The sequence below is a fragment of the Mesorhizobium sp. M7A.F.Ca.CA.004.06.1.1 genome (genome assembly GCF_003999135.1).
In the GTDB taxonomy this organism is placed as follows: domain Bacteria; phylum Pseudomonadota; class Alphaproteobacteria; order Rhizobiales; family Rhizobiaceae; genus Mesorhizobium.
This window is the reverse complement of sequence record NZ_RZPQ01000004.1, coordinates 1-25,405: the sequence shown is the minus strand read 5'-3', so window position 1 is coordinate 25,405 and position 25,405 is coordinate 1. Positions and strand designations below refer to the sequence as shown.

The window sequence follows — 25,405 nt, the reverse complement described above, 5'->3', positions numbered from 1 at the left end:
CGGGGCCGACAGGCGCTCGCGCAGTCCCTCGTGCAGCTCATGTATTTAACGCGTCGGGTTCGCCGCGAACAAAGCTTGCTGGCGGGCCAATTCGTCCGCGACGGGCTTGTGGACGTGTCGGCTGCCGTCCGCCTGGACGACTGAAAACAATCCCACCTCCGCATGCCGCGAATTGTCCCAGCCCGGATAGGCGGTTACCGGGTAAAGGCAAATACCTTCGATCGGGGCTTTGAGGCTTTCTGCGGCACGCACCTCGTCGCAGACATAGTGGAGCCAAGCCGGCCCGCCAGACCCCTCGGAGCCGGTCTCGGCGATGAACATAGGCTTGCTGTATCGATGCGCGACTTCGATCAGCATCTCCGATAGGGCACGGTACTCGTGATGCCCCATCGGAATCGTCGGCCCGTTTAGGTACCACTGATTGTGTGGATAAAAATTCAAGCCAACGACGTCGACGACATCTTCGCTCCCACCCAGCTCAGGTTCGGCCCGGCCCAGCAGCATGTCGTAAGCTTCGAACTGTCCCTGACGGGCATTTTCGGCCCGGCGCCGTTCGGTGCGGGTCCGGTCGCGAGGAGCGATGTGGATAAGCGGCTCGGCCCAGACAAATCTGCAAGCGGGATCGACCTCCCGCATCGCGCGAACGCCGGCTATTGCTGCTTTCACGAGGTGCCGCTTGAACCATCCCCGCCTCTTCGGGCCGACGCGGGGGAAATAGCCGACCTCAACAGCCCAGGCGAAAAACGAAATTTCGTTGATCGGGCACAACAGAGGCGCTGTACCGGCGATTGAACGATGAACCCTCACAGCTTCCGCGGCGAACGAGGCATAGGCATCGATGAAATGCATCGATCCCTGATCAACATGGTCGGGAGATCCGTAGTGGAAGATGTCCCAGATGATCCGGACACCTGCCGATTGCGCTGCTTCGACCATCGGCGTCCAGCTTGACCAGTCATAGGTTCCAGGAGCGGTTTCGATGAGGTGCCAGCGCAAGCCGTCGCGGATGGTACGAAGACCGAGTTCGGCGCAACTGCGGTAGTCGCCCAGGGCATGCAAATAATGCGACGTCGCGCGGATAAGATCGAGGCGAACGCCGTCCTTGCGCCGGTGCGACGAGCACTCGAAGCCAGCCATGAAAAAACTGGCGAACGGCGACGTGCCCGCAATCGAAGTCACCTCATTGCCTGCGCTGTGTCCTGCTTCGCTCATGCGAAGTCTCCTTAGGGCATTTGGGCTCAATCTCGGCTGCCGAATGCAGATCGGGAACAGCCATAGCAATCCGGCAGCCGTCTCTCATCCGTCAGGCTGCACATTAGTCTTGTGCTTAACGGGATGGTACCAAACCGGATGGTCGAGCCTTTGTTCCCGATCGAACCCACCGGAGGCCAGACAGCAGCCAGGGAAGAAGCTGGCAAGGGAAGTCGGGGGGCGAGGCACACAGCCGTCATCGGATCATCCACCGCTCCGACGAAGGCAAGGAACAGTACGTTCAAATTCGACTTTCCGACATCGATCATGCCAGGCGAGAGGATCGCAGCGACGTCGCCTGGAGTATCTCAGGAGCCGCTCCGCCGATCTTTCCCGGTAAAGCCCGTCATTCGCTTCAAGCGGGAACATTGGTTGCCTCAGCAAGTTTGATCGCCATAGCAATGGCCGCAGCGGGCGGGCGCACAGATGAGACATCTGGTCAAAGATATCCTGATCGAGATCGCTGAAATGCTTCCGGCCATCACTCAAAAGGGCGAAAATTCGGCCGAAGCACTGCCCGTCCATGCGCCGAACTTCCCCCACGATCTGGAGCCGGTGATCAGGGCAGACCCTTCCTACCAAGTGCCATCGCAACGCACCGACGATCGGCATGAATCAGTCGCAGTCCCGAGCAAGCCGCAAGCTCTATGGAGGGATATGGTGCCGGCTGTGACGATCGTACCTTTGCCAGTCACTGTAGATGAAGGCGCGGTCAACGCTCACGCCTCCGACGGGCAGCATGCACGGCGTCGAGTGCCGAGCGAACGGCTTCAACGTTTGAGGCGTGAGGCTGGGCTCACGGCCTGAAGATCCAGCGGCCGTTGGGCCTGCGCCTCTTTATCGCGCATCGCTTCGGCGCCAACATGAACTTTGCTCACACCCAGTACGCTTCTAACCTAGCACTGCAATTGCACTGGTTCTTTTCAGCACCGCCGCGTTGGTGATCGCTATCTTTGACTATGCTGATTTGCGGCTCTTGGCCTTTGGCCGGTCTTGGCCGATGCCTTCCTTGGCGAGGCTCTTTCGGAGAACCGAGGCCAGGTCGACCACGTTCTCCTTGGGTTTCGGCGCTGGTTTCGGCGGTTTTTTGCCCTTGCGCTTGGCGTCGATCATGGCAATCAACGCATCCTCGTAGGTGTCCTCGAATTTCGAAGGATCGAACTTTGTTACTTTCTTGTCGATGAGAAGCCCCGCGATTTCGAGCAGATCCGCATCGTATTTTGGGCTTTTCACGTCATTGAAGACGGTGTCTTCCGATGTCATCTCATTGTGGGTCCGTAGCTCGGTCAGCAACATCCCTTTTCCAAGGGGCTGTATCAATACTTCGCGCCCGCGCTGATAAAGTACGACGCAGGAGCGTGCCGCAACGCGCTTCTTGGCCATCGCATCGCGCAGGACGGCAAAGGCCTCCAGAGAGGCACCGTCTGCCGGGATCAAGTAGTATGGCTTCTCCAGAAAGCGTGTGTCGATTTCGGCAACCGGAACGAAGGAATCGATGTCAAGTGTATGCTGCGACGTCAGTTTCAGTTTCTTTATCTCGTCCGGCTCGACGTGAATGAAATCACCCTTGTCCGCCTCATACCCTTTGATCTGATCCTCGGCTTCGACAACATCGCCGGTCTCTTCATCGACATAAGCGCTTTTGACGGGTAAACCGTCCTTGCGGTTCAAAATCTTGAAGTGGATCTTGGATGCCTCACTTGTGGCACCAACTATCTTCACCCCGCATGACACGGAACCGACCCTCAGAAAGCCCTTCCACACAGCGCGTGGCGCAACCATGCCGTTTCTCCTAGACCTCGATCTCGGCACAACGTCAGGCACACGGTTCTGTTCCGCGACGTGCGCCGGCGTCTTTCCACCCGATCGCAGGAGCAGACGTTGCTTTCACAAGCACACGAGGTGCTCAAGGGTGCTTCAAATGCATCGGAGCTCTGGCTCAGTGCGACAAAAAGCGTTCGCGTAAGGGAGTCGGCAGGATCAAGCGGACCAAGCTCGGGTTGAGTGACCGTGCCGACCTTAACTGGACACAAGCGTGGGCCGAATGACCTGACGCATACGCTACCGGCATAAGGGGAATGCTACAATTAAGCCTGGAGGACTTGTTGTGAACATGGCGCAATTTATACCCGAGTTGCAACGGTAATCACGTTCCCGGACCGAATAGTATCACGGCGAAGCCGTGCTACTCTGGCGTCCCAAGCCCTGCCAACTATTCCCCGTAGGTCATCGGCCGATTCCTCCAAGACATAGCAACTCAGTCGACATTCCGCCCGCAGGATCTCCCCTTGCGCAGAAAGCTCCTTGTGCTGGCGAATAAGATCATCCAGGCGGTCCAGATAAGGTGCGCGGCTCATCAGCCTTCACCCCGCAGCATCTCTTCGAAAGTAGCTTCATCGAAGTAGGCTCCGGAGTGCTGGAACAGCCACATCAGACGGGCGCTCAGTGCCTCGGCCTCGACGCTGCCTTCTGCTAGCGCACGCTCTTTGCAGGCCCGCTGAAACACCTGCTGTAGGAGGGCGAGTTCTTCGGGATTTGCAACGCCGATGGTAGCGGGAGCGGTCATGGCTTCCTCCGTTGGGGCGGAAGCATGTTCTTCGCTCACAGCCGGCGGTGCCCTGAAACTACCGCCGATGAGAGTAGACTACGCTCATATTGGCGAGAGTCGATTGAATAATAATTTAGTCACGACAGGCAGGAGCATTCTAATGCCGCTCTTTCAAAAATCGGGCTTCACGAAGCAGCGAATTCCAATCCGTGCCGATAAGCTTGATCAGACCGCGCGCATCCGGCTCCGAAATGCCGACTTCTTCAGACAAACGTCGGGCAAGCAATTGCTCATTGCCCTTCTTCACACGGCCGTCGCCATCCTTTTTCATTGGTTCCTCCTTGGGAAGCCAACTTACGGAATGACCTTTCGTTTCATGGAATAAGAAAAAAGCCCGCCGTCCCATTAGCGGCAGCGGCGGGCCGTCCCTGGGATAATGGGACTCGCTGGGGTGTTGGTTTCCCCTGCTGTCGCGGGCGGTGCAAAGCAGGTGCCACCTGGGGTGAACCAACACGGCACACCTCGCGGGCGACTCGCCGCGAAACGACAAGACCTTGGTCTGGTATCGACCCCCCGTGCCGACCTAGCACGACGGGCGTTCGAGAGCGGCTACACCCTGAGAGTCGACCCCTTTGCATCAATCTGGAACAGGGCAACAGTTCCAAGACACGTCAGCAGCCTTCCGTGGTCTTTTTCATCTGGCCAGGAGCAGCCGAGTTAGCATCGGTATCCTGTTGACCTGGCGCGGCCTGCTTGGCGCTGCCAGTTTGTTGACCTGGAGCGCAGTCCTTGGCGGAGTTCGAGTTAGAGTTCGTTCCACTCGTGGTGGTCGAATCCGTTCCCTGATCGGTCGTAGTGCTCGGCATTGTCTGGGTCGTCGAGGTCGACGATCCGCCTGTGGTCGTGGTGGTCGATTGCGCAACAGCGAGGCCAGTTGACAGTACCATAATGGCTGAAGCCAAAAGAACCTGTTTCATGATCAACTCCATATTGGAATGTCCCTTCGGTACCGAACTTCGCTGCGAAAAGACGGTTCCAAGAAAAATTCGCAATCGCACGCACCTCACGTTTGGACGGGCCCGCACCACTTGCGCGCGTCGGGGCGAGCGTCAGCGGGTAAGCGACCTAGGCCTTGGATCGACCTTTCTTGAATGATTGCGAAGCCTTGGCTTCGGCAGCAAAGCGTTGTTCTCGAAGTCGCGCAGTTTTTGTATCTCGCGCCTCTCTCTCGGCCGCGTTAGCAATCTTTGCCTCACGGTCTGCGCGCTCCAATCGGTCTTTGTCGACGCTTCGCCGGGACACATTGGCCTCCTACCAGAAGACCGTTGAATTTACAGTTTGCTAAAATGTTCCCCGCGATACGGCATGTTCCACGCAATGTGGCGGACTTCCCGGCTCTTCCGGGGAACCAGCAATGCAAAAGCCCGCTACCGGGAGGCAGGGGCCTTGAGAGACAGGCAACTTGGAGAAGGGCCGGCCCCAACAAGCTTCCTTTTGTAGTACCAATTAGTGCCGCCTTTAGTCAGTCGGCCCCGAGCTGAGGGGCGATGAGCTGGGCGAAGCCCTCACCGCCGACAGTCGCTCACGCTTGTCAAAATGAGCCTCCTGATAGGTCTTCTTCATTCGCTATCTCCCTTCGGCTACCGCATAATCACATACCGCGTTGCCTCGGTTTGGGTGCGTGTCAATCGCAAGCCAAACGCGAGATGGCTAAGGGATTATCACCCCTTTCTCGCCTGCCGCTTTCTTTCTTGTGGCTTGTGCGGAATTCTGGCGGGCTCAACGGAGCTGGAGCCCCTGATGTGACGTCAAAAATTCGAACCCAGCCTATGTCATAGGTTAATGCGCGGCTCGGGCGGCTCCCTTAAGGGTGCGGCATATTCACGTCGGGAGCGTTGCCGCACCCCAAGCGAGCAACCGAACGGGGCCTCAACCCTCTGGCGCTGGGCACTGAGGTCCCGGCCAAGGTCCTGGGTGCGTTCGCGTCTTGAGTTCCCAACTGCCGACCATCAGTCCGGCGCCTCTTTACGGCTACTCGGAACTTTTGAAGCGAATGCAAGTTCGATAATCAACATCAGCTAGGTAGCCAATTTGTCACCCACCTCATCCTTGGATGTCCTTATTCGCAAGCTCCAGAGCATCTCGGATCTCCGAGAGGGCGATATCGAGGTTTTGAAAGGCATCCAGATTCAGGAGAAGGATTTTTTGGCCAACTACGACCTGGTGCGTGAGGGTGACCGCCCTGTCAATTCGTTCGTGGTTTTGGATGGCCTGCTCGGTTCAACCAAACTTACCGGCGATGGCAAACGGCAGATTACATCCTTCTTTGTGGCTGGAGATATTCCCGATCTGCACGGACTGCATCTGTCGGTCATGGATTGCAATTTTACGACCCTGACAGCAGCCAGACTCGGCTTCATGCGACATGACGCTCTTCGCACCATTTGCGAACAGCATCCTCGAATCGCGACGGCTTTTTGGCGGTCGACGCTGATCGATGCAGCGATTTACAGAGAATGGGTAACGAATGTGGGAAGACGCGAGGCATACACGCGCATGGCTCACATCTTGTGCGAACTGATCTTTCGCTTGCGCTCGGTTGGACGCATTCAGGATCACGTCGCGGATCTTCCGATTACCCAGGCAGCACTTGGCGATGCATTGGGCTTGTCTACAGTCCACGTCAACCGAATGCTTCAGGAACTTCGACGTAGGGGCCTCATCGCCACGACGGGGTCAAGAGTGCATGCTCTTGATTGGCCCGGCCTCACTCGTGCAGGTGATTTCGACACGACCTACCTGCACCAAAGGACCCCCGCAGCTTAGTGGTGACGGAAGCTCTCGGATGGCACGATTTTTCTTTGATAGTGGCGATCACGATGTGGTCATCGAGGACGAAATCGGCATCGAATGTGCCGGTCTGGAGGAGGTGCGCCGCGCGGGCTTCGAGGGCCTTATCGACCTTACGAGAGATGTGCTTACCGAGGTGGACGGGCAGCAAGTATTTGTTGAAGTGCGGAACGAAAACGGCGACAGGATTCTGCGGCTGAGCATCTCGCTTCAGATCAAGTTGATGAGATAACGTGCCTGACTTGCTACGTCAGAATGCTGCCGAGTGCCGGCACATCGAATGGCATGAGCGGCGAGGAACGCCGCGTGATCGGACTATCGCCCGAAGACGCCGCCATTTCGACCGACGAACAAGTTCGGGTTCTCCCACACGAAGAAATCGGCAATTCACAGTCTCATACATGGCCCATCCAACCGATTTTTTATCGGTGTCGCGTATTTTTGTATGAAGTTCTGGAACGCGCATTCTCAGCGCTCGTTCATGTTGTCTCAGCAGTGGGTGGGTGTCGACGTGCAAAGAAAAGCGAATGAAGCAAGCCGGGTTGCGAAAGGCCAGGAGCTTGAGGTCGAACATCTTGTCGAGGTCACGGAAATTGACCCCGAGCAGGCCCGAACGCTGCTTCGCAAGCATGGAGCCGATTGGCCGAAGCTCAAAGACGAGGCGGAAGCTCTGAAGAAGGAAGACTAGTCGTCACCTTCCCAGCGGTTGGCGAGAAAGCTGTTCCAGCTCATCCTCATCCGTGATTCCCGCCTGGTAGTAAGCCAGAATGCGTGATGCGCGCCGTTCCCTCTGTTGCGGTTTCGTTTTTAATTTTGCTGCGTGCAAAGACGCGACTGAGCAGGGCAAGTTCTGATGGGGTGAAGGCGTCTCTATGCATCGCATCTCAGCTCCCGTGCGCCACCGTCTCTAGAGGGGGCCGAGGCGGGCTGAAGCTGTGGTTGCAGCCTCTGACGCCGGCCAGCAAGAGATCGCAGAACGGGTCGTCCGGCGCGCGCTAACGCTAGACAAGAAAGAATGTTCCGCGCGTTTTTCGGACACTAAACAAAAAGGCCCAGCCCGAGCCAGCAACGGCCTTTTACCGGTCTACGTGTGATCTCCTTCAACCATATCCGGAAAGCCTCTTCCTTGACGGGAATTTCTGGGCTTGCTGTGCGTTTAAAGTTGAGAATGGCAGTTATGATCTTGGACAGAAAGAATGGCTTGGCGCGCCGAGTTGCCAGAGCCACGAAAGCCCGCCCCAGACAAAGCCGAGACGGGCCGAAGCTGCATCGACAGCCTCGAGGCCCAGACAATGAGAAAGGATTGTAGGCCTGCAGCCAAACCTCTTACCGCAGGGAATGTTCCGCGGCTGTAAACTGTCGGTGGGAGTATCATGACCTTTCGGGATCGACATTCTCGGCCAGTTACGGCAACTCCTTGTCGGCCGTCGAGATGTTGGCACGCGCCATCAAGGCAGCCAAGAGCTCGATCAGCCGCGTGGTCTTCATGTTCGTTGAGAAGGCTGATCCGCAAATCCAGTCCGCTCGGCGCTCTCAAGCTCTCTATGGGCATGCGACGCGGCAATGGCAGCCTGTCCAAAAGCGACGGCTATCTGGTTCAACGCTTTGACAACGTCACCAATGGCGTACATGCCTTGGATGGAAGTCTGCTGATGCTCGTCGACTGTGACATAGCCCTCTTCACAACATCTTGCGCCTACCACCTCGGCGAGTTGAGAATGTACCTTGCACCCCAGTGCCAGATAAATGGCATCGAAGCGGGATGACGTCCCATCTTTCAAAATCGCCTCGCAACCGTCTGCTGTCGGGCAGAGTGTGTCGAGAGCGTCACCGATGACTATGCCTCTTGCCCTCGCGGCACGACGAGTGCTGGGCGAAAAGTCGGATGCGTCGCTTCCAAGCACCGTTATAAGTGGTGTAAACCGACTGAGGAAAATAGCCTCTTTAAAGGCTCTCTCGTCGTGCCCGACGACCGCAATCTTCTGGTCGATCGCCTCATACCCGTCGCATACAGGGCAGAGTCGAACCACACCTGCGGCAATTGCTTCGCGTAGACGCGGAATGACAGGTGTCGTGTCGGTGATCCCTGTCGCCATAAACACCTTGCGTGTCCGGATTGCGCCGATCGAGGTCTCAGCGACGAACCCCCGATAGGCAGGGGCGAGGGAGTAGACCTGCCCCTCAACCAGAGTGGCTCCATACAAGGTGGCGTGACGTCGAAGGCGATCCAGAATATCGGCTCCACTTATCCCTTCGGGAAAGCCAGGACAGTTATGGCTCGTTGGGATCAAGGCGGCACGAGGATCGCCGGCATCGATCACCAGCACGCGATGGCGAAAACGCGCAAGATATTGAGCGGCGGTCAATCCCGCCGGCCCGCCTCCAACGATCAGGACATCTTCGGTCTCGGCGGTCGGTCGGCTGACGTGGCTGTTGTGCATAGTGCGGCGCGTTAACGGCGAACGATTTCGTTCGTGCGATGTTCAAAGGGCGGTCTCGGGACATCTGACTCGATGGCAACAGCGTAGAAATCAGGCTTCAACCCGATCGCAAGACGCCAGGCTCCTCTGTTTCCTTGAGCTCTTCCGTATCCTTGGGCGCGGCGACCAGATCCTGGAATCCGAGAGTAGCGACGAGATAGCCTGCCTCATCATAAACCTTCGTCACCCAACTGGTCGGGTCCACGCCATCGACAATTCCGTCGAGCATGGCCTCCTTGGCAGCGCGCTTGGCCTCTCTGATAGCCTCGTCTCGATCAGCCATATCGGCAAAGATTGCTGGCTGCGACATGCCTTCGATAAACTCGAAGCGAAATTTCGGCATCGGTTGCTCCAGTCACGTGCCAGCGGATCGGCCATTTCTGGCAGGTTTGATGGTCAACGCGGCGGTGTCGAAAAGGATGCAGCGGGTGGTGTGCGCATCACCATCTACCGTCAGGCAGCGTTGCTGCCTGCCATCTCCCAATCGTCCCGCCAACGTGCTCGCACGGCAATCATCAGCGTGGCCGCTTCGGTCATTCCTGTTTGGAATAGCCTGATCAGCTCTCTGGCCACGGCATAGGCGGCCGCCGTGTCAGGCAAAATAGCAAATTCCTGGCACAGCGCGTCAAATGCCGCGCGAAGGATGTTCAGGTCACTGGGGTAGAGAGCGTCCGTGTGCATGCGGATGGTTCGATTAAGCATCAGGCTCCTCCGAATGGGCGAGAGTGCGATCGTCGCTCCCAAGCAGCGAAACCCGTTACACAGCCGCTGACCACGGCTTTATGCGGGGCAGCCCACCAATTGTCATTAAACTATGATGCACTCGGCCGGTGTTCATGCATGAAAATCGCCATATGGCCCATTCATCGCTTAACCTTCGCGCAAGGATGTTGATGGCGAAGCCCTATACTCCAACGCCTATAACTCTTCGCGACTGGCCGCATTATTTAGTCCGACCAAACCGCGGGCAAAATGGGGCAACTCACGAGATCGTTCATGCTGCTGACACTCATGCTGAACAACGTGACATAGACGAAGTTGCCGAAGGAAGCAGAAGAGCACCCGCGTCGGACACAGGAGATGGTGTCGGACAGCTCACCATGGCATCGCGCAACAATATGCCAGCCGTCATCATCGGCGGCTCGGTCCTTGTGCGGCGCAAGCTCAGAACAGCAAAACGTCCACCAACTCGTAACCGGCGCGATTGATGGGGAACAACGTGCAGCGGAACTTACCAAGCGACTGCTTGCCTTTTTCTCGCCAGCAATCGCTGGGGCCGAAGCGGCCGAATCCGAATCGCCACGTCTCCGATATGAGCGAATTGCTGAACCCACCGCTGCGAGACTATCCAAATCGAGACCGTGCTCGCTGCGAGACCATGACATGTGAAGGTCGATGCAGGACACCTGGAAAACGCGCGCTGCTCAACTGTACCTTTTGTTGAATCACGGCGGGGCGGTATGATGCCTCGTGGGAACCAGGGGCACTGCCGCGAGTTCTTTGGAATGGCAAATCATTCGGTCACAAGCGTGCTTACCTCAATTGGCACATTGACCTCCCGTCCCGCTGCATTCCTGGTCTTGTTGGCTTACGCCATCCTTTGGATGATCTTCGAGCGACAGAGCTTGGATTGGCACGGAGCCGCAACATTGTTTACTTGGGCGATGACGCTGTTCATCCAGCGCGCGGAGCACCGCGACACTCAAGCGATCCACGCCAAGCTTGACGAGATTCTGCGGTCAGATCACGCGGCTTCAAACATCACGCGGATCGATGATGAAGAGCCCGAGGAGATCGAAAAGCATCGCCATCGCCAGCAGCGGGGCGATTGACGTGCAGCCTCTCGGTTCCGTGGCGTCAGGCGCCCGCAAGAAGACCTCCGGCATTGAGCTTTGGCGAAAGGTGCTCATCTATCTGGCCATCGCCACCATGACCAGCCTGCTCACGGTGTTGATCATAAATCTTACTCCAGAGCCGCGCGTTCTACGATCAATCGTTCCCCATCGTTTCGACGCTACGGATCCCCAATTTTCCAAGACGATGAGCAGCTATTCGCAAGGGCAGATGTTCGATTCCAATGCGGTCCAAACTCTCATCAACGGAGACGAAATATTTCCGTCAATGCTGCAAGCAATCGGGGCGGCTCGATCCAGCGTCGACATGGAAACATATATTTATTGGTCAGGAGCCATCGGCTACGAGTTCGCGATCGCATTGGCGGCGAAGGCCAGCGAAGGCGTGGAAGTCCGTGTGAACGTCGACTGGGTTGGCAGCCTTCCCTTCGACGAGGACTTGATCCACATCATGACCACTGCCGGTGTGAGATTCGAACGCTATCGGCCTTTACGCTGGTATACGTTGGACCGAGTAAACAACCGAACCCATCGCAAACTGCTGATCGTCGATGGCCGGATAGCATTCACTGGCGGCGTCGGCATTGCCGATAATTGGCGCGGGAACGCACGCAACTCGAATGAATGGCGCGACACGCACTACCGGATCGAAGGACCCGCCGTGTCCGCATTCCAAGCGGCGTTCGCGGAAAACTGGCTTGAGACGACCGGCGAGACATTGCAGGGCGGGAAGTTCTACCCTGCAGTTGCGCCCGCTGGTGGGATCGATGCCCAGTTGATACTTTCTTCGCAGCCAAACGGCTCGGAGAACATGGAGTTGATGATGTTGGCAGCAATAGCCGCGGCCAAGGATCATCTGCGCATCGGCATGGCCTACTTCGTGCCCGACGACATAGCCCTGCAGCAGATTCTTGATGCAAGGAAGCGAGGCGTCTCGGTCGATGTCATCGTTCCCAATTGGCTGACGGATGTGCCCATAGTGCGAAAGGGTTCACGTTATTTCTGGGGCGAATTGCTCAAAGCCGGTGTGCGCATTTTTGAGTTTCAACCCACAATGTACCACCCGAAGCTCTTGATCGTCGATGAGGTCTGGGTGAGCGTTGGCTCGGCCAATTTGGATGAGCGTTCCCTGCGCCTCAATGACGAGGCCACCCTGAACGTCTACGGCATGGAATTCGCGCGAACGCAAATAGACATCTTCAACGAGGACCTGAAACGATCAAGGCCAGTCAGTCTGGAAGAATGGCAAGCGCGTCCACTAAGCGAAAAGGTCACCGACTACTTTGCCAGCAGGCTACGCTCGCAGCTCTAACGATGGCGAGGTTCCAGAGATGCAGAAGTCTCCGCGAGATCGCGCGGCATCGTACGCTTAAGACGCTCGCCAAGTCGCCATCGAACGCTGAGCCGTGGATCGTGGAATGACGGTGAGAGAGACTAGCCGACCGCCAAGACCGGCCTTTTTCGCAGCCGCGCCCGCATGACGACCAGCAGAACCGTTTCGTCTTTCATGCCACTCTGGAATAATTTTATGAGCTCGGCCGCAATCTGCTCGGCGTTGTAAGAGATCAGTTGAATCTCTGCTTCCCCGCAAAGCTTCTTGAGGACCGATTCCAGCAATCTCAACCCTTCAGGATAGATAGGTTGATCACTGGCGGTGTCGTAGGTCATGTACGCCCCTTTGACTCGACTTAAATCAAGGCCGCAGATGCTGGGCGGCGAGCCCATGCATGACTCGTTTCTGGGAAGAGGTCATTAACTTATGCAAGTTCGAACATGGCGCCGGATTCACCAACTGCAGGGGGATGAACCAACAAAGGGCAGCATGTGTACGGATCGAGCTGGAGCAAGTCGTGAAAGCCCCTGCCGCCAGGCCTGTTAAGTCCGGACGGTGTTCCTGCATGGTGCTGCAGGCGAGCGAGAGAGCCTAAAAGAATTCAATCACCTTACGGCTTCTCTTTTTGAGAGCCGGGATGGGTTTGCGATGCATTCGCGGCTGCGCCGGCGGTGATTTCACCGGATGCTGTGCAAGCCTTGCTTGTCTCAGCCGCGCCGTCTTCTCGGCGCGTTCGGCTCGTTCAGCGTCCAGCATCTCTTGGCTGATACGTTTGGCGCGGTCGTATCTTTCCTTGTCGTGATTGCGAGTCACGGACACCTCCTAGCCAGCAACAAAAATCCTGCGAACCTTTTTGGTGACACGCGGCTTGCGTTGGCTGGGACCGGGCGTGATGGCTTGTGCGAGGCGAGCCTCCTTCAACCGCGCCGTCTTGGCGGCGCGCTCAGCACGTTCCTTGTCGATAATGAGTGCTGCAGCGGATGTGGTATTCTCGTTGCGACCGTCATGATTGATCCGCGGCATCTCAGTGCCTCACCCCGATTCTTGTCGCCCGTAGTGCCATTTTGCACCTGCGTCCCGCCCTAAACTGGTCTATTGCCGCTTTGAGTGACGTTTCGGTTGCATGTTCCGGTTTCTCGCCCGGCTGGTTGTCGTTGGCAGCTTGTGTCATGGCCATCTTGGTTCTCCTAGGGGGCCGAACTTCGATATGACACAAGTGTTCCAAGGCAACTCGCAAGCTGCAGGGCTATTTTCGATGTAAGGAACGCGCGGATGCTAAGTGTGATCGGAGCACTGTGATAGGGGGCCGTAGCTGGAACTATGAGAGCACAGATAGCGTCGGCGCCTGAACATGAACGGCGGCCTTCTCCCCTCTCGCAAAGAGCCTGGTGTCGACGATGAACTTTTCTCGCGACGCGATCGTTCACACTTTGCTGGAGCAAGGGACCCCACGGAAACGTTATAAGCTCGGTATTGCATAGAATTCGGCCCTAGGGTCGTTGAACCACTACCGGGGGTCTCTGCAGTCAACCTACAGGCAGCCGCAGGTCAAAACGAGGAGCACGGTTCCAAGCGCATACGGAACCAGAAGCAAGCCTATCGTCACCCAGAAAGCTGGCTCTGCCAAGGCGGCCATGTCCTTGCGAAACTGCTCCATAGGACTACCCCGGCAACTTCGACAAACGAATAGAGCTAATCTGGTAAAGCCTACGGCCCACTTTTGGCATCTTCGACCTCCAGCGCATCCATGAGGGCTGTCGCATCGCTGGGTTGGCCATCGGCGCCACCCTGCACGTCACTTCGGGCGTTCTTTAGCGCTTGCTCGATCGCATGTTCAATGTTTCCGAGCTCGTCCTCACGCACCTCGCGACCATAACCGGCCGCTTCGGCGTCCTGCTCGAATTGCTGGGCCAGCACGGCGAAGCTCACATCCTCTTTGCCAGCAAGAGTGCCGACATTCTCCTGCAGCCAGGTTTCAAAAAACTCTTTGGTCGCGTTCACCGGATAACTCCTCCGCCGGATTAAGCGCGGCGGTTCCGCCACGCCTTCACTTTCCCATGGGGTATGCTCATGGTGGGCTTGGCTGATGATCCCGATAATTCGTCTGCGCGGCGACAACTCGTCAGACGATCGCTCGAAATTCCACGATCGAAGCCTGGTCTCGGCTGACGAAAATTCCCATCATCTGCATAGGAACCTCCTTCGACTGTAGCGGGCAGCCGAAACTCAACAGCTCGGCCGTCTAATCCTTGACATATGCCCCAGGCTGACGACCGCCTCTGGGCGCCTTGGCGTCTTTCGAATGCTCGGCCATCGCAGGGCCTGCTCCGGAGACTTTCTCTGCGGCCGGTGACGGTGTCGCCGGCTTAGACGAGGTCCGGCTGTCCGATTTTTCGGGGCGTGGTGATATGCCAGCTGAAGAATTGTCTGAAGAAGTCATGGCTCGTTTCCTTAGCTGCGAAACTTCCTTACCAACCTCCGAAATGCCCTGACGTTCCATTGCGATCCCTTCGTGCGATAAGATCTCCGCAGGTGAACATGCCTCGACCCTGGAGCGCATCAGCTACGGGTAGATTTCGCAAGTGAACCGTAAAATGCCAAGCCGCTCGGGAGAGATACAGCATAGCCCTACATGGCAGCGCGGGCATCAGAATACGAGCCGACGCGAAACAGAGATCCATCCGTCGCCGAACCCGCGACAGGCAGCAGGTCCGGTCATTTCTGCAGAAATGCGTTTGCCAGCTGAGACACAGCGGCAGTGCCCGCACCGCGATATTCTCTCCTGGTGCCAAGAGCCTGATTGCAGCGCCGACCAGCAAGGCTCGCGATACAGGCTGACTCCGCGGTTCAACCGATGAGGAACAATATCTCCCTTTGAAAGTTCTGGCCGACCCATGACGGAGATATGAAATGTCAGAATCGCGCGAATGGCTTGTCCAATGGCTCAGGGATGCTCACGCCATGGAAGAGCAGGCCGAGACCATGTTGAATGGGCAGTTGAACCGAATTGAGAACTATCCTGAGCTCAGCGAACGGATTCGCCAGCACGTCCAGGAGACCAGGCAGCAGGCTGCTCGGCTGGAAACCTGTCTCGACCGCATCGGACAAGGATCTTCCACACTGAAGGATGCCGGCGGCAAGCTGACGGCAATGGCGCAGTCGCTCAGCGGTGTCTTCGCCGGTGACGAAGTGATGAAAGGATCGCTTGCAAGCTACACGTTCGAGCACATGGAAATCGCCTCCTACACAATCCTTATCGCCGCTGCCAAATCGCTGCGTGAAGCAGAGGTCGCCCAGGTCTGCGAAGAGAACCTGCGTGAGGAAGTCGCAATGGCGGACTGGTTGAAAAGCCATATTCCAACGACAACCGAGCAGTTCCTGGCGCGGGCCGACTCGGAGAGTGAAAACGCCAAGCGTTGATCAGCCGGTAGCGTATCGCTAAACAAGCTCGCGCCTTGCGCCGAAGCTCGGCGCAAGGCGCATCGAGGTAAGCCGTTACCGCTGAAAGGCACTTCAAAGTAGGCAGTGCGTGAGTAAGTTTTCCGATTAGCTCTCCGTGCCGCGATAGTATCCTTGAGGCCAATTGAACTTGAAATTCCGGACGGAATTCTCTGCCATGTGCCGCTCCTTGAGAGCCCGCCGAACTGCCCATCATACGGATGTTGCTATCGCCCACTTTTTGGCGACAGTTCCCCATCCCCAACCATCTCCGCCAGCCGGCTGAGGAAGTCCACCAAAGCAGCTTGCGGCTCGTCGATTTCGCCGACCACGACCGAAATGCCCCAACGTCCAAGCACGGCCTCCTCCACAGGGTTTCGGCTGGTCATGAAGATGAACGAGGGCGGGCGATCTTTCTCATAGCCGGACCGATGCCACGTCTGCCAGAGACGGTGCAGCAGCAACCGAATGTTTGGGTCGGAAAGGCTATAGCCAATGAAGAGGATCGTGCTGCCGAGCGCATCCGAGCGAAAACGCACGTCCAGCGGAGAATTGAAGGAGAGACGATCGAGGTAGTCCGTTTCGGTGAGGACGAGGGACGAATCCTCGTCGAAATCACCATGGAACTTGACGATGTGGGTAATGCCTTGGCGGGCCTGCGCCACATCGCGTGCATTGGCCACTTTCACGTAGTCCCGACCGTATATCTCATAAGCCAGTTCCAGATTCCGATCATAGTTAGTTGTGTAGATGACAGGGAAGTCGAGCCTCACGATGAGACGATGCAACTCGGATTTCTCGATCCGGTCCTTGGGGACGGACCAGTTTCTGTCCATCCAACTGCGAAGTGGCCCGATGCTGCCATGCTTGATGCGATAGTACTCGGCCAGGGTTTGAAAACGATCGCGTCGCGTGGAAAATTCGTCGTCGACGCCGAGCTCCTTTGCCATTCGCTCTATCAGCTTCTCCCAGGAGGGTAATCCAACGCTGATCGAAACCCCTGCCCCAACAAACAGAATTGCGCTGCGATGCCGAATTGCGTTGGCGAGCGAATCTACAGGGTCATCGTTCATCACGTCTTTCGAGGCCACCCGCGCAGGTCGACCTTCCTCCCTCACATCTGGTCGTTATTAGGCTCCTTGGTGATCCCCACCTGCCTGGCCAGCTCGGAAAACGGTGGCACACTCGCTTCGAACTGCTCGGTGTTAGCCAGCCGCAAAAGCCGCAAAGGGAAACACACTGCGTCGCGGTTAGCCGGCGACATATCCTCGAAGAGGCGCTCATCAACCGTGAAGGAGGCTTCCGCGTTTTTCAACGCCGTGTCGATATCATCGACCGAGAGAAGGCCTCTGCGGACCAAGGCGTTATTGACGGCCGCGACCGCCATAAGCAAACCTTCCAATTGCAGGTTGGCGACGTTCATGGGCCATTGTCCTTCATACCATTGGGAGCCCGTCGATAGATAATCCTGCTCCGGAGGCCTTGTGCCGTGCCGGTGATGGAGTTGCCGGCTTGCTAGAGCGTTTCGGCTGCGCGGCGACGCCGGGATTGGCATCTGATGGCGCCCTTGGATCTCCGCTGGGCTGCTGGACAACTCTCCACATGCCTCGAGGTTCCGGATCGCCATGGCAACCTTGCAAAGGCAGAGGCAAGGCTTCTCGCTGTCCTACCGTCGGGCGCACCAGGTGATCGCGGTTGGGTCTTCAGACTGCGATTCAAAAAGCGCGATGCATGGTTCCTCCGCGAGCTCGAGCCGCCTTCGGCAGTAGATGCCTGCCGCGCCCGCTCGTAGCCAAAAGCAACCGCCGCAAAGCGTTCGGCAACTTTAGAGCTCCGACAGTGCCTCCCAGACGGGCCACATAGAAACGACCAAGCTGATGCCTGCTACAGGTCTCGGGATCTCGTTTATCGGCGACATCAGGCAGCGGCGCTCCGCAGGTCAGCAGATCCGATGGATGGGAACAACCCGGCACCGTGATGGTTCGGTGGCATCAAAAGGTGATAGAGAACGATGTGAAAAGCTTAAACAGCACACAGAAGCCACAGATCGTGAAAAGGCGATCGAAGCTCTCTACTTTGCGCGCAAGTGCGGCCTCACCAAGGAAGAGGCACTCAAGATGCTCAGGGAAGCCCAAATCAGGATCGATGATGGACCCAAAAGCCGCTCCGGCAACCGAACTTAAAAGCGATCGTCGAGCGCTCATCTCAGCCAGCGGCGGCGCATGATCTTCTTCACCTCCGACACGCATTTCAACGATCCCCGCATTCTGCGGCTCGACCCCCGCCCCTTCAGTTCATTGGTGGCGCACGACCAGGCACTGACTGAACTTTGGAACGAGACTGTTGCTCCAAATGACGAGGTTTGGCACCTCGGCGACTTCGCCAAGGGATCGGCCGAGACAGTGTCTTCGCTGCTGTCCTGCCTCCACGGCACCAAACACCTGATCATCGGCAACAACGACGGCATGGTAACGCTCCGCGCTTCGGCTTGGGCTAGCGTGCAACACTACAAGGAGCTAACTGTCGAGGGCAGTTTCTTGGTTCTTTGCCACTACCCGTTCCGCACCTGGAACAAGATCGGCAAGAAATCGATAAACCTGCACGGCCATTCTCATGGCCGGCTGAAGCCAATGACGCGCCAGCACGACGTCGGCGTCGACGCCTGGGATTTTCGCCCAGTCACCTTTGCTGCCATACAGGCCAGGCGCCGCCGAGATTGAGGTTAGCGCAGCAGATGGCGAACGATCGATGTCTTCACGTGGTGATGCTAGCCGCAAACAGGATTCCAGAATCCTGCCCCTGGAGTATTGCAGCCATGCTGGAACGCACCGCGAGTAAACTGGGACCGAGGAGCGCCCCACCCGTCTGCACAGCCGTGGGACGGCGCCGACCCCCGTCGTCAACACGGCGCTCCACTGGCGCCCCAATCGTTCATCCACCTCGCTTGAAACGAGCTTCAATCGCCGTCCTTGGCGACCTCAGTGCCACATTCTCTCTCTAAGCCACTTAAGAAACCTGTTCCCTCCGATTGACCGGCGGACTCTGGCGGCAGCCCACTGCCCTCTGAACGTGGTTCCGACATGGCAACTGCAGACGATGTCGTGCAACTCCCCGTCAGACAGTTCGAAGAAGCGCTTTGCTGCCCCATAGGTGTCATCCTTCAGGCCTAACGCACGCAGTAGCGGGTCCTCGAAGGCCACTGTAATTGGCGAGCCCTCACCGCGCGCTGCGTCGCGAGCTTCCCGCTTCAGATGCTCAGTGCCGGTAAGCGCTGTCAGGCGTCGCTCGGGATGTTGTTCCAGCAATTCTGCCCAGCGCTCAATGCGCTGTTGCCGGGTCATGATCGGGTATGTCGACAGGGGTTCTACTTCTGCAATTGTCTGCAGTTGGCTTAAAGTTTGGTGTTCCATCGTCGGCTCCTTTGGTCGAAGTCCCTTCCCCTCAAAAATTATCGCGCGCCGACGCGCTGACAAGAGCTGGTAAGGCGGCCACTTGCCCGACAATGATTGCGAAACAGCGCATTGCTCCGCCGGCGCGCGAAACGATATCCCATGCCAAATCAGACCGAAGCCGTTCAGAACGAACAGCTCGCCACCCGCCTACAACAACAAATTAAATTAGTAATGCCTTATGGAACTTTGAGGCTGGCGTTTCATTTGATCGGCATGGAGGCCTCTGTAATCCAAAGTGCCGGGATGAGAGCGAACGTGTCGCTGCGCTACTCGCTGGTTCTGCCGATATACAACGAGGAACAAGTGCTGCCTCGTCTGATCGAGCGGATCAGGTTGCTAATCCACCAGCTGGACGGTGAGACAGAGGCTATTTTCGTCGATGACGGAAGCCGCGATGGCAGCGTCACTTACCTTCGGCGTGTGGTCGCCGCCGAGCCTCGTTTTCGGCTGATCGAGCTTTCCCGCAATTTTGGGCACCAGATAGCAATCACAGCCGGTATGGACGCCGCCCAGGGGGATGCCGTCATCGTCATGGATGCCGATCTCCAAGACCCACCCGAGGTGGTTCTCGATCTGGTGGCGAAGTGGAAGGAAGGTTTCGAAATTGTCTATGCCCGGCGCGTTAAACGCGAGGGCGAATCCTGGTTCAAGCGCTTCACGGCAAGTCTCTTCTATCGCTTGCTGGAAAGGATGACGACCGTTGACATTCCGCGCGACGTTGGAGATTTCCGGTTGGTCGGTCCGAAAGCGCTGAGAACTTTCAGGCAGATGCCCGAACAGGATCGCTTCGTCAGGGGCATGTTTGGCTGGATGGGGTTCAAGCAGGCGTCGGTGTCTTTCGAGCGCCCGGCACGAGCCCATGGCCAGACCAAATACCCATTCTGGAAGATGGTGCATCTTGCTGTGCACGCCATCGTCAGTTTCTCGGAGCAGCCGCTGCGCCTGGCGCTCTGGGGTGGCTTGGCCATTTCTGCGCTGGCCGTAGCCTTTGGTGCCTACGCCATCTACGCCTGGGCCTTTGAAACCGGCATTGTTGCCGGCTGGACATCCACCGTGATGATCGTGTCGCTCCTGTGCGGCATCAACCTCTTCATGACCGGCGTGGTCGGATTGTATGTCGGCAGCATCCACGCCGAAGTAAAACGGCGCCCGCTTTACGTGATCGATCGCCTCACCGGCTTCGACCGGCCGATGTCTGCCGTCCCGGGCAAGAGCCGCCGCTCGCCTCGAAAATCCCGGATTGGAGTCCCGGCCAATGTCCGAACCCTTCGACAGCTATAGATTCAATTATGGTGAGACGGTCCAGGGATCGATCCGCTTTTCAGGGCTTAAGCACGACTTCTTTCTCATGGCGAAGGCCGAGTTGCTGCGACGCGTTGTGATCGAGCGGGGGCTTCGTCATGCCGGCTCGGAAGTACGGGTGCTTGATGTCGGCTGCGGCGTAGGTGTGCTCCATCCCTATCTCAAAGGCGCCTTCGAGTGCCTGGACGGCTGTGACATCTCGCAGGAATCGATCCTGCGTGCGAGGCAGGAAAATCCGAGCGTCACATACAGGGCCTGCACCAGCCTGAACCTGCCATACGACAATGGGGTCTTTGATCTGGCCTTCGCCAGCTGCGTCGTCCATCATGTACCGCCAGCTTCCTGGCTCGGGTTCATGCGCGAGATGCGGCGCGTCGTGCGCCCGGGCGGTGTCGCCTGCATCATCGAGCACAATCCCTATAACCCGCTGACGCGTCTGGCTGTGTTCCGGTGTCCCTTCGACCATGACGCGGTGCTGCTCAGCGCAGCCAAAACAGCGTCCCTCCTTCAAGAAGCAGGCTTCAGCAACATCCGATCCGAGCACTTCCTGCTGCTGCCGTCGGGCAGGTCCTTGGCCCGAAAAGTCGAACGCGCGCTCGCCCCCCTGCCGCTGGGGGCACAGTATGCGTGTAGTGCGCATGCATGAGCATCGGCCTGCCGGCGACGACTCCCTGAAGCTACTGGCACGCTTCGGCCTGGTCGGCATCGCTGCCACACTTCTGTATGCCGCTTTGGTTGCTGCTTTTTCCAAATCGGAGTGGCTCGGTTTAACGCCCATCCATGCCTCGCTTGGGGCATATGCCGCAGCCACCCTGTTTTCGTATCTGGCTCACAAATCCCTGACGTTCGTGTCGGGCCGATCGCATCGAACTGAAGCTCCGCGTTTTCTCCTGCTGGGGGCAACAGGCTTGGCCATTGCCTATGGGGCGCCGGCGTTGCTGACGGTAAAGCTGGGCTTGCCGCTCATCATTCCCGTGCTGATTACGTGCTTGCTTGTCCCCGGCATCAATTTCTTCGTGCTTGACCGGTGGGTTTTTGCCGGACGCATTCCCGGTCGGCACGGCAATCGCTCCCGCCAGAGGCAATAATGCTCTAAATGGCGTCCAGTCGAAACGACACCAATTTGATGGAGCGCTTGTAAATGTCGCTGGCGGCCTGGCTGGGCGGGATCCCGTCGAGATAGTCAAAGGTCATTTCGAACGTGCTGGCGTTCGAAAAAGCTGCATGCGGAATGACGAACGAGACGGTCATCGGTTGCTTGCCCGACAGTGTGACCTTATGCACGGACACGCCATGCACCGAGATTATTACCCTCTGCGTCGTCTGTGGCGGACGAATGACAGCGGCCATTTGTAGCGTTGCCTTGAGACCGTCGCGAAGCGGCGGTATCTGCAGGCGAAGCCGCGAGGTCTCGCCCAGTGAATGCGTGCCGTCGGCTACCGGCCCCGACCAGCCACAAACTTTCATGCCGGCTGCCCGTTTGGCGCCATCGGACCGGAAGGACACTGTCTGGCCGAGTGAGTAGCTGCCAATGGCATCGCGGTTGAGGCATGTCGTCGTGCGGTCGATGTAATAGGCACGATAGTCGGCGTGGACAGTCGGATGGAGAGCCAGCGCAAGGATGGCGAGTTCGGACACGGCCAGAACCGCGGCGAGCGCGTAAGCGCCAAGCGAGATGGCGCGTCCACGGGGATTGAGGGTGTCAGACCAAAGCAAGGTAGCCTCCAATCCATGCCGCCGTCATGAAATAGCAGGCGACCAGGAAGAGAACCAAAGCGGCGAGCCAGATCAGTTTCGACGCCGACAACAGGACGGCCATCAACATTATCAGAGGCGCCAGCCCAATGACGTATCTGACCATGGAGGCCAGATTCGTTATCAATGGCACGAGAATGCAGATCGCGCAGAAGACCCCAGCGCCATATTGCTTGCGAGCCACCAGCACGACTGATAGCGCCAGCCCGATGATCGCTGCGAGCGCACTCCATTGCGGCGCCGTGGGCAGCCACCCGGTCTTGGGAAATGCTGAGAGCCCGTCCCATAGAAACAGGAGCGGGTTCCCAGCCACTCGTCCAAAGGCGCGTTGGACGTGCAGAAACGCAAAGCCGTCACCGACAGTGACATACAAAAACAGGATGTAGGCAAACAAGCCGGCAGGCGAGATAAAGATAGCGACGAGCAGATCCGGTCGACCGAGCACCCAACGCGGAAAGGAGAGTGGTGAGCCGCCCCGTTCTCGATGCTGCTGGAACATTTGAATGACGGTCGCAAAGACGACAAGGACCCCAACGAGCCTCGTTGCCGAAAGGAGCGCTGACGAGATGCCAGCGACGGCATAGCTGGAGCGTTTGAGTGCCAGGAAGACAATCGAGGTCAGGAGCACGAAAAGAGGTTCGGAAAGGAAAGTTGTGAAGTGGAAGGAGAACGGGCCGCTAAGCAGAAAAGCGCAGTACAGTACATAGGCCCGCATGTTCTTCTCCAACAGCGGCCATGCCACCAGACACGCGGCGTAGCTGCATGCAATCGAAGTGATCGTCGCGACCAGTATCGTGGCGAAGGGGAAAATCGCCCGGATCACCGCTACCAGCATCGGATAGAATGGAAAGAAGCCCCATCGTCCGACGTTGCTTTGGTTTGGGATGGGAAAGCGCTCGTAGCCGCGTTCGGAAATATCCAGATACCAGTGGCAATCCCATCGGCAGAGCGCACGAGCATAAGACTCGAAGCCTGGTTCTGCCAACGTTGAAGCAACAGCGGCATAACGAATAGCAAGGCCAGTGAAACCGAACAGGAGCGGGACTGCCACCACCGCTGCCGCTACCATGTGGCGCTTGTTGATTATGTAGTCGGGGAAAATCTCGACATGCGCTGGATCCTTCATCGACAGCGCATGGCCGGGGCTTTTGATGGCCGTGAGGAGATTGTCAGTCCTGGCTTTTTTCATCGCCGAGCACCGGCGGGGCGCGTTCCCATGCCCTGATGGGGGCCAGCTTCGGCCGTGACCAAACCGCCGACCGTGGCCTTGCCATCTTCATCGTCGTCGAGCAGTTCCAGACGGGTGACGCCGCCCACCCTCACCTCGTGGCCAAAATCGATGCCAGTCTGTTCCCGCGCCATTTGAGAGATTCTGGAGCGCGGTCGGCGGTCGTCAAGAGGTTGCTAATATTCGAGCGGCGATGGGAAGGCACCTTTGAAGCGCGTCGAGAACACGATATCATGCGTGCCTCGGCGGCCGGACGAGCTATCGCGCAGCCTTGACACCGGGATGGTCGCCCGACAAATCAAAGGTCCGCACCGAATGCTCCTTCTGTGCGACGTCGAATGCCCACGGGCGGAGGCGCAAAGACCGAGATCGCCTTTGGATGGACCTTGAAATGGCCTGGTGTCGAGGTGACGATCTCACCATCGGTGTTGACCGGCATCGGCTTCTCCGTCTCGATGTCGAACTCGACGCACCTAGCCGTGCGCACCTCTCGCCAGGCGCCATGCCTTCCAGACCGGAAGGAGCGGAGCATCAGCGCCAGCTTCCAAAGGTTCGTCATTTCCAAGCTATAAAGATCGAGATGTCCGTCATCGATCTCGGCCGTCTCTTCCACCACGTTGCCGCCGCCGTAATGACGACCGTTTCCCACCGCAATTTGGTAGGTTTCGACGTCGGTCGACGTGCCTTTCTCAACAATCTTCGCGTGGAACCGCGTGGCCCGCGTCAACACTTTCATCGCCGCCAGCGCATAGCCGAGCCTGCCGAAACGCTTCTTCAAAGTGGGATCCAGACCCTTCGCCAGTTCAGTGCTGAGTCCGATACTCGCAACGTTGAAGAAGGCATTGCCATTGACCGTGCCGATATCGATCTGCCGGAGTCGGCCCTGCGCGATCACGTCAGCGGCCTGCAGAAGATCCATAGGGATGTCGAGTGTGCGAGCGAGGTCATTAGCCGTTCCCATAGGAATAATGCCCATCGGCAGGCTGCTTTCCACTACAGCCATCGCCGCCGCCGACACCGAACCATCGCCACCGCACACGACCACAAGGTCGGCCGTTTGGCGTAAGCGAACGATGTCACGAGCGATCTCCGGCAACGCCTCGAACTTTTCGACAGCGACAGAAAGCCGGCCGCGCTCCAGCCGCTCCACAATCGGGGCGATCAGCTCTTGGCCGCGCCGCGCCTTTGGATTGAGGAGCAGCAATGCGCGCCTTGTGGCTAATTTGCTCATTCAAAGATCGATCCGATGGTCATGACGCATGCACATAGGGCGGTTGCTCATTCGACCGCAACCGAAGCTTTCGACTCAAACCGGACCTACCTCCGCCGCGACGTTGCGAACGGCGCAATTTGCGACATCCAGCGGTCCCCAGGATCGCTATTCGAGTTCGTGGACCGTCACGCCGGCACAGCCGTCTTGGCAATCGCATAGGTGCTGGCGATGCGTGAGATAGGCCACTTGGCCGGCACATGTCATTCCCCAAACAACTTGAAACCTCCTCGGAGTGAACATGGTCGAAGGTTTCCATGATCATCGGCGCGCCTATCTATCGCGCGAAAGCTTGAAAGCGCGGTCGATCGCATCGCGGATATGTCCCGGGGCGGATTTCAGATCGTCCTTCGGCGCGCCGCTTTGCTCCGGAACGTTGCCGCGCCCCGCTGGAGCCTGCGACAGAAGATGCGCTCAAGCCCATTGCCGGAGAGATTTAAATCGGCAGGACCAGATCGGCCTGGCTCCTGTAAAATCTGGAGCCGGGTCGCGATTGGCCGGAACCAAACAGAACAGCCGTAATTATCAGCCGAAGGGACCGCAACCGCATAGGAAGGGGAACGATGGCTGAAATTCTGGATTTCGAACTTGGCAGTTCAAGGTTGTGCGTCAAACGTGCCGAGAAATCGTTGACGCGCGCAAAGG

At 57.7% G+C, this 25,405-nt stretch carries 32 protein-coding genes; 12 read left to right on the top strand and 20 right to left on the bottom strand.

The features are described from left to right. Positions 1 to 45: 45 nt before the first annotated feature. The gene (locus EN906_RS01035) at positions 46 to 1,212 is read right to left on the bottom strand and encodes a beta-glucosidase (protein ID WP_127266478.1); all 1,167 of its coding nucleotides are present in this window, start codon (positions 1,210 to 1,212) and stop codon (positions 46 to 48) included. A gap of 465 nt (positions 1,213 to 1,677) precedes the next feature. Between EN906_RS01035 and EN906_RS01030 the strand changes: the two genes are divergently transcribed. After that, the gene (locus EN906_RS01030; RefSeq protein WP_164748699.1) at positions 1,678 to 2,058 is read left to right on the top strand and encodes a hypothetical protein; all 381 of its coding nucleotides are present in this window, start codon (positions 1,678 to 1,680) and stop codon (positions 2,056 to 2,058) included. Between the two features lie 150 nt (positions 2,059 to 2,208). Here EN906_RS01030 and EN906_RS01025 read toward each other — a convergent pair whose 3' ends face one another. The 4 genes from EN906_RS01025 to EN906_RS01010 all read right to left on the bottom strand — a co-directional run bounded on the left by EN906_RS01025 (position 2,209) and on the right by EN906_RS01010 (position 4,776). After that, on the bottom strand, positions 2,209 to 3,033 hold the full coding sequence (locus EN906_RS01025; RefSeq protein ID WP_127266477.1) for a Ku protein: 825 nt from the start codon (positions 3,031 to 3,033) through the stop codon (positions 2,209 to 2,211). Positions 3,034 to 3,607: 574 nt separating this feature from the next. Continuing rightward, on the bottom strand, positions 3,608 to 3,817 hold the full coding sequence (locus tag EN906_RS01020; RefSeq protein ID WP_127266476.1) for a hypothetical protein: 210 nt from the start codon (positions 3,815 to 3,817) through the stop codon (positions 3,608 to 3,610). A 139-nt stretch (positions 3,818 to 3,956) separates the two neighbouring features. Then, a complete protein-coding gene (locus tag EN906_RS01015) occupies positions 3,957 to 4,130 on the bottom strand; it encodes a hypothetical protein (RefSeq protein WP_127266475.1) in 174 nt (57 codons plus the stop codon). 340 nt (positions 4,131 to 4,470) lie between these two features. Beyond that, positions 4,471 to 4,776: a hypothetical protein gene (locus EN906_RS01010; RefSeq protein ID WP_127266474.1), complete on the bottom strand. Its 306-nt coding sequence runs from the start codon at positions 4,774 to 4,776 to the stop codon at positions 4,471 to 4,473. A gap of 1,114 nt (positions 4,777 to 5,890) precedes the next feature. Between EN906_RS01010 and EN906_RS01005 the strand changes: the two genes are divergently transcribed. The 3 genes from EN906_RS01005 to EN906_RS00995 all read left to right on the top strand — a co-directional run bounded on the left by EN906_RS01005 (position 5,891) and on the right by EN906_RS00995 (position 7,337). Beyond that, positions 5,891 to 6,625, top strand: a complete 735-nt coding sequence (locus tag EN906_RS01005) for a Crp/Fnr family transcriptional regulator (RefSeq protein ID WP_127266473.1) — start codon at positions 5,891 to 5,893, stop codon at positions 6,623 to 6,625. 19 nt (positions 6,626 to 6,644) lie between these two features. Beyond that, a complete protein-coding gene (locus tag EN906_RS01000; protein ID WP_127266472.1) occupies positions 6,645 to 6,881 on the top strand; it encodes a hypothetical protein in 237 nt (78 codons plus the stop codon). A 213-nt stretch (positions 6,882 to 7,094) separates the two neighbouring features. Then, positions 7,095 to 7,337, top strand: a complete 243-nt coding sequence (locus EN906_RS00995) for a hypothetical protein (protein ID WP_164748697.1) — start codon at positions 7,095 to 7,097, stop codon at positions 7,335 to 7,337. Positions 7,338 to 8,133: 796 nt separating this feature from the next. Here the strand turns inward: EN906_RS00995 and EN906_RS00985 are convergent. From EN906_RS00985 to EN906_RS00975, 3 genes are all read right to left on the bottom strand, one after another. Then, the gene (locus EN906_RS00985) at positions 8,134 to 9,090 is read right to left on the bottom strand and encodes an NAD(P)/FAD-dependent oxidoreductase (RefSeq protein ID WP_127266471.1); all 957 of its coding nucleotides are present in this window, start codon (positions 9,088 to 9,090) and stop codon (positions 8,134 to 8,136) included. 97 nt (positions 9,091 to 9,187) lie between these two features. After that, positions 9,188 to 9,472, bottom strand: a complete 285-nt coding sequence (locus EN906_RS00980) for a hypothetical protein (RefSeq protein WP_127266470.1) — start codon at positions 9,470 to 9,472, stop codon at positions 9,188 to 9,190. Between the two features lie 110 nt (positions 9,473 to 9,582). Continuing rightward, complete coding sequence (locus EN906_RS00975; RefSeq protein ID WP_127266469.1) at positions 9,583 to 9,831, bottom strand: hypothetical protein; 249 nt, start codon at positions 9,829 to 9,831, stop codon at positions 9,583 to 9,585. A 683-nt stretch (positions 9,832 to 10,514) separates the two neighbouring features. Here EN906_RS00975 and EN906_RS00965 point away from each other — a divergent pair. After that, on the top strand, positions 10,515 to 10,961 hold the full coding sequence (locus EN906_RS00965; protein WP_306663753.1) for a low affinity iron permease family protein: 447 nt from the start codon (positions 10,515 to 10,517) through the stop codon (positions 10,959 to 10,961). Beyond that, positions 10,903 to 12,294: a phospholipase D-like domain-containing protein gene (locus EN906_RS00960; RefSeq protein ID WP_236383246.1), complete on the top strand. Its 1,392-nt coding sequence runs from the start codon at positions 10,903 to 10,905 to the stop codon at positions 12,292 to 12,294. Before EN906_RS00965 ends, EN906_RS00960 begins: the two co-directional genes overlap by 59 nt. A gap of 122 nt (positions 12,295 to 12,416) precedes the next feature. Here EN906_RS00960 and EN906_RS00955 read toward each other — a convergent pair whose 3' ends face one another. The 4 genes from EN906_RS00955 to EN906_RS00935 form a co-directional block, all read right to left on the bottom strand. After that, positions 12,417 to 12,650 carry a hypothetical protein gene (locus tag EN906_RS00955; RefSeq protein WP_127266468.1) on the bottom strand — a complete coding sequence of 78 codons (234 nt, stop codon included), beginning with the start codon at positions 12,648 to 12,650 and terminating at the stop codon, positions 12,417 to 12,419. Between the two features lie 256 nt (positions 12,651 to 12,906). Then, positions 12,907 to 13,128, bottom strand: a complete 222-nt coding sequence (locus tag EN906_RS00950) for a hypothetical protein (RefSeq protein WP_127266467.1) — start codon at positions 13,126 to 13,128, stop codon at positions 12,907 to 12,909. Between the two features lie 9 nt (positions 13,129 to 13,137). Beyond that, positions 13,138 to 13,338, bottom strand: coding sequence for a hypothetical protein (locus tag EN906_RS00945; RefSeq protein ID WP_127266466.1), 201 nt, complete (start codon positions 13,336 to 13,338; stop codon positions 13,138 to 13,140). A 684-nt stretch (positions 13,339 to 14,022) separates the two neighbouring features. Next, positions 14,023 to 14,316 carry a DUF768 domain-containing protein gene (locus tag EN906_RS00935; RefSeq protein WP_127266465.1) on the bottom strand — a complete coding sequence of 98 codons (294 nt, stop codon included), beginning with the start codon at positions 14,314 to 14,316 and terminating at the stop codon, positions 14,023 to 14,025. A 909-nt stretch (positions 14,317 to 15,225) separates the two neighbouring features. On the opposite strand from EN906_RS00935, the gene EN906_RS00925 reads away from it, so the two are divergent. After that, a complete protein-coding gene (locus EN906_RS00925) occupies positions 15,226 to 15,735 on the top strand; it encodes a DUF892 family protein (protein WP_127266464.1) in 510 nt (169 codons plus the stop codon). A gap of 245 nt (positions 15,736 to 15,980) precedes the next feature. Here EN906_RS00925 and EN906_RS00920 read toward each other — a convergent pair whose 3' ends face one another. Next, positions 15,981 to 16,826: an SIR2 family protein gene (locus EN906_RS00920; RefSeq protein ID WP_127266463.1), complete on the bottom strand. Its 846-nt coding sequence runs from the start codon at positions 16,824 to 16,826 to the stop codon at positions 15,981 to 15,983. A gap of 41 nt (positions 16,827 to 16,867) precedes the next feature. Further along, complete coding sequence (locus EN906_RS00915) at positions 16,868 to 17,176, bottom strand: hypothetical protein (RefSeq protein ID WP_127266462.1); 309 nt, start codon at positions 17,174 to 17,176, stop codon at positions 16,868 to 16,870. Positions 17,177 to 17,630: 454 nt separating this feature from the next. On the opposite strand from EN906_RS00915, the gene EN906_RS00910 reads away from it, so the two are divergent. Together EN906_RS00910 and EN906_RS00905 are read left to right on the top strand one after the other, a co-directional pair. Then, complete coding sequence (locus tag EN906_RS00910; protein WP_236383244.1) at positions 17,631 to 17,936, top strand: hypothetical protein; 306 nt, start codon at positions 17,631 to 17,633, stop codon at positions 17,934 to 17,936. Between the two features lie 39 nt (positions 17,937 to 17,975). Further along, entirely contained in the window at positions 17,976 to 18,473 is a 498-nt protein-coding gene (locus EN906_RS00905; protein ID WP_127266460.1) for a metallophosphoesterase family protein, read from the top strand. A gap of 258 nt (positions 18,474 to 18,731) precedes the next feature. Here the strand turns inward: EN906_RS00905 and EN906_RS00900 are convergent, their stop codons facing one another. Beyond that, entirely contained in the window at positions 18,732 to 19,163 is a 432-nt protein-coding gene (locus EN906_RS00900) for a hypothetical protein (RefSeq protein WP_127266459.1), read from the bottom strand. 285 nt (positions 19,164 to 19,448) lie between these two features. Here EN906_RS00900 and EN906_RS00895 point away from each other — a divergent pair, with 285 nt between their 5' ends. From EN906_RS00895 to EN906_RS00885, 3 genes are read left to right on the top strand one after another with little or no spacing between them, the layout of a single operon-like run. Next, the gene (locus tag EN906_RS00895; RefSeq protein ID WP_127372400.1) at positions 19,449 to 20,486 is read left to right on the top strand and encodes a glycosyltransferase family 2 protein; all 1,038 of its coding nucleotides are present in this window, start codon (positions 19,449 to 19,451) and stop codon (positions 20,484 to 20,486) included. Further along, on the top strand, positions 20,461 to 21,153 hold the full coding sequence (locus EN906_RS00890; protein ID WP_127266458.1) for a class I SAM-dependent methyltransferase: 693 nt from the start codon (positions 20,461 to 20,463) through the stop codon (positions 21,151 to 21,153). The genes EN906_RS00895 and EN906_RS00890 overlap by 26 nt, the downstream gene beginning before the upstream one ends. After that, complete coding sequence (locus tag EN906_RS00885) at positions 21,131 to 21,595, top strand: GtrA family protein (protein ID WP_127266457.1); 465 nt, start codon at positions 21,131 to 21,133, stop codon at positions 21,593 to 21,595. The genes EN906_RS00890 and EN906_RS00885 overlap by 23 nt, the downstream gene beginning before the upstream one ends. Positions 21,596 to 21,599: 4 nt before the next feature. On the opposite strand, the gene EN906_RS00880 is transcribed toward EN906_RS00885, so the two are convergent. The 5 genes from EN906_RS00880 to EN906_RS37685 all read right to left on the bottom strand — a co-directional run. Then, positions 21,600 to 22,223, bottom strand: coding sequence for a hypothetical protein (locus tag EN906_RS00880; protein WP_127266456.1), 624 nt, complete (start codon positions 22,221 to 22,223; stop codon positions 21,600 to 21,602). After that, positions 22,210 to 23,451: a hypothetical protein gene (locus EN906_RS00875; RefSeq protein ID WP_127266455.1), complete on the bottom strand. Its 1,242-nt coding sequence runs from the start codon at positions 23,449 to 23,451 to the stop codon at positions 22,210 to 22,212. Before EN906_RS00875 ends, EN906_RS00880 begins: the two co-directional genes overlap by 14 nt. After that, positions 23,448 to 23,624, bottom strand: a complete 177-nt coding sequence (locus EN906_RS00870) for a hypothetical protein (protein WP_127270404.1) — start codon at positions 23,622 to 23,624, stop codon at positions 23,448 to 23,450. The genes EN906_RS00875 and EN906_RS00870 overlap by 4 nt, the downstream gene beginning before the upstream one ends. 164 nt (positions 23,625 to 23,788) lie before the next feature. Next, positions 23,789 to 24,721, bottom strand: coding sequence for a lipid kinase (locus tag EN906_RS00865; RefSeq protein ID WP_127266453.1), 933 nt, complete (start codon positions 24,719 to 24,721; stop codon positions 23,789 to 23,791). A 475-nt stretch (positions 24,722 to 25,196) separates the two neighbouring features. Continuing rightward, the coding region (locus EN906_RS37685; RefSeq protein WP_206529064.1) for a hypothetical protein at positions 25,197 to 25,405 on the bottom strand (209 nt) is incomplete at its 5' end.

What these genes read in the sequence shown, in the direction of transcription:
- EN906_RS01035 (WP_127266478.1), bottom strand. Translation starts at nt 1,212, where the DNA reads ATGAGCGAAGCAGGACACAGCGCAGGCAATGAGGTGACTTCGATTGCG.
- EN906_RS01030 (WP_164748699.1), top strand. Translation starts at nt 1,678, where the DNA reads ATGAGACATCTGGTCAAAGATATCCTGATCGAGATCGCTGAAATGCTT.
- EN906_RS01025 (WP_127266477.1), bottom strand. Translation starts at nt 3,033, where the DNA reads ATGGTTGCGCCACGCGCTGTGTGGAAGGGCTTTCTGAGGGTCGGTTCC.
- EN906_RS01020 (WP_127266476.1), bottom strand. Translation starts at nt 3,817, where the DNA reads ATGACCGCTCCCGCTACCATCGGCGTTGCAAATCCCGAAGAACTCGCC.
- EN906_RS01015 (WP_127266475.1), bottom strand. Translation starts at nt 4,130, where the DNA reads ATGAAAAAGGATGGCGACGGCCGTGTGAAGAAGGGCAATGAGCAATTG.
- EN906_RS01010 (WP_127266474.1), bottom strand. Translation starts at nt 4,776, where the DNA reads ATGAAACAGGTTCTTTTGGCTTCAGCCATTATGGTACTGTCAACTGGC.
- EN906_RS01000 (WP_127266472.1), top strand. Translation starts at nt 6,645, where the DNA reads ATGGCACGATTTTTCTTTGATAGTGGCGATCACGATGTGGTCATCGAG.
- EN906_RS00995 (WP_164748697.1), top strand. Translation starts at nt 7,095, where the DNA reads ATGAAGTTCTGGAACGCGCATTCTCAGCGCTCGTTCATGTTGTCTCAG.
- EN906_RS00985 (WP_127266471.1), bottom strand. Translation starts at nt 9,090, where the DNA reads ATGCACAACAGCCACGTCAGCCGACCGACCGCCGAGACCGAAGATGTC.
- EN906_RS00980 (WP_127266470.1), bottom strand. Translation starts at nt 9,472, where the DNA reads ATGCCGAAATTTCGCTTCGAGTTTATCGAAGGCATGTCGCAGCCAGCA.
- EN906_RS00975 (WP_127266469.1), bottom strand. Translation starts at nt 9,831, where the DNA reads ATGCTTAATCGAACCATCCGCATGCACACGGACGCTCTCTACCCCAGT.
- EN906_RS00960 (WP_236383246.1), top strand. Translation starts at nt 10,903, where the DNA reads ATGATGAAGAGCCCGAGGAGATCGAAAAGCATCGCCATCGCCAGCAGC.
- EN906_RS00955 (WP_127266468.1), bottom strand. Translation starts at nt 12,650, where the DNA reads ATGACCTACGACACCGCCAGTGATCAACCTATCTATCCTGAAGGGTTG.
- EN906_RS00945 (WP_127266466.1), bottom strand. Translation starts at nt 13,338, where the DNA reads ATGCCGCGGATCAATCATGACGGTCGCAACGAGAATACCACATCCGCT.
- EN906_RS00925 (WP_127266464.1), top strand. Translation starts at nt 15,226, where the DNA reads ATGTCAGAATCGCGCGAATGGCTTGTCCAATGGCTCAGGGATGCTCAC.
- EN906_RS00920 (WP_127266463.1), bottom strand. Translation starts at nt 16,826, where the DNA reads ATGAACGATGACCCTGTAGATTCGCTCGCCAACGCAATTCGGCATCGC.
- EN906_RS00915 (WP_127266462.1), bottom strand. Translation starts at nt 17,176, where the DNA reads ATGAACGTCGCCAACCTGCAATTGGAAGGTTTGCTTATGGCGGTCGCG.
- EN906_RS00910 (WP_236383244.1), top strand. Translation starts at nt 17,631, where the DNA reads ATGCCTGCTACAGGTCTCGGGATCTCGTTTATCGGCGACATCAGGCAG.
- EN906_RS00905 (WP_127266460.1), top strand. Translation starts at nt 17,976, where the DNA reads ATGATCTTCTTCACCTCCGACACGCATTTCAACGATCCCCGCATTCTG.
- EN906_RS00900 (WP_127266459.1), bottom strand. Translation starts at nt 19,163, where the DNA reads ATGGAACACCAAACTTTAAGCCAACTGCAGACAATTGCAGAAGTAGAA.
- EN906_RS00895 (WP_127372400.1), top strand. Translation starts at nt 19,449, where the DNA reads ATGAGAGCGAACGTGTCGCTGCGCTACTCGCTGGTTCTGCCGATATAC.
- EN906_RS00890 (WP_127266458.1), top strand. Translation starts at nt 20,461, where the DNA reads ATGTCCGAACCCTTCGACAGCTATAGATTCAATTATGGTGAGACGGTC.
- EN906_RS00885 (WP_127266457.1), top strand. Translation starts at nt 21,131, where the DNA reads ATGCGTGTAGTGCGCATGCATGAGCATCGGCCTGCCGGCGACGACTCC.
- EN906_RS00875 (WP_127266455.1), bottom strand. Translation starts at nt 23,451, where the DNA reads ATGAAAAAAGCCAGGACTGACAATCTCCTCACGGCCATCAAAAGCCCC.
- EN906_RS00870 (WP_127270404.1), bottom strand. Translation starts at nt 23,624, where the DNA reads ATGGCGCGGGAACAGACTGGCATCGATTTTGGCCACGAGGTGAGGGTG.
- EN906_RS00865 (WP_127266453.1), bottom strand. Translation starts at nt 24,721, where the DNA reads ATGAGCAAATTAGCCACAAGGCGCGCATTGCTGCTCCTCAATCCAAAG.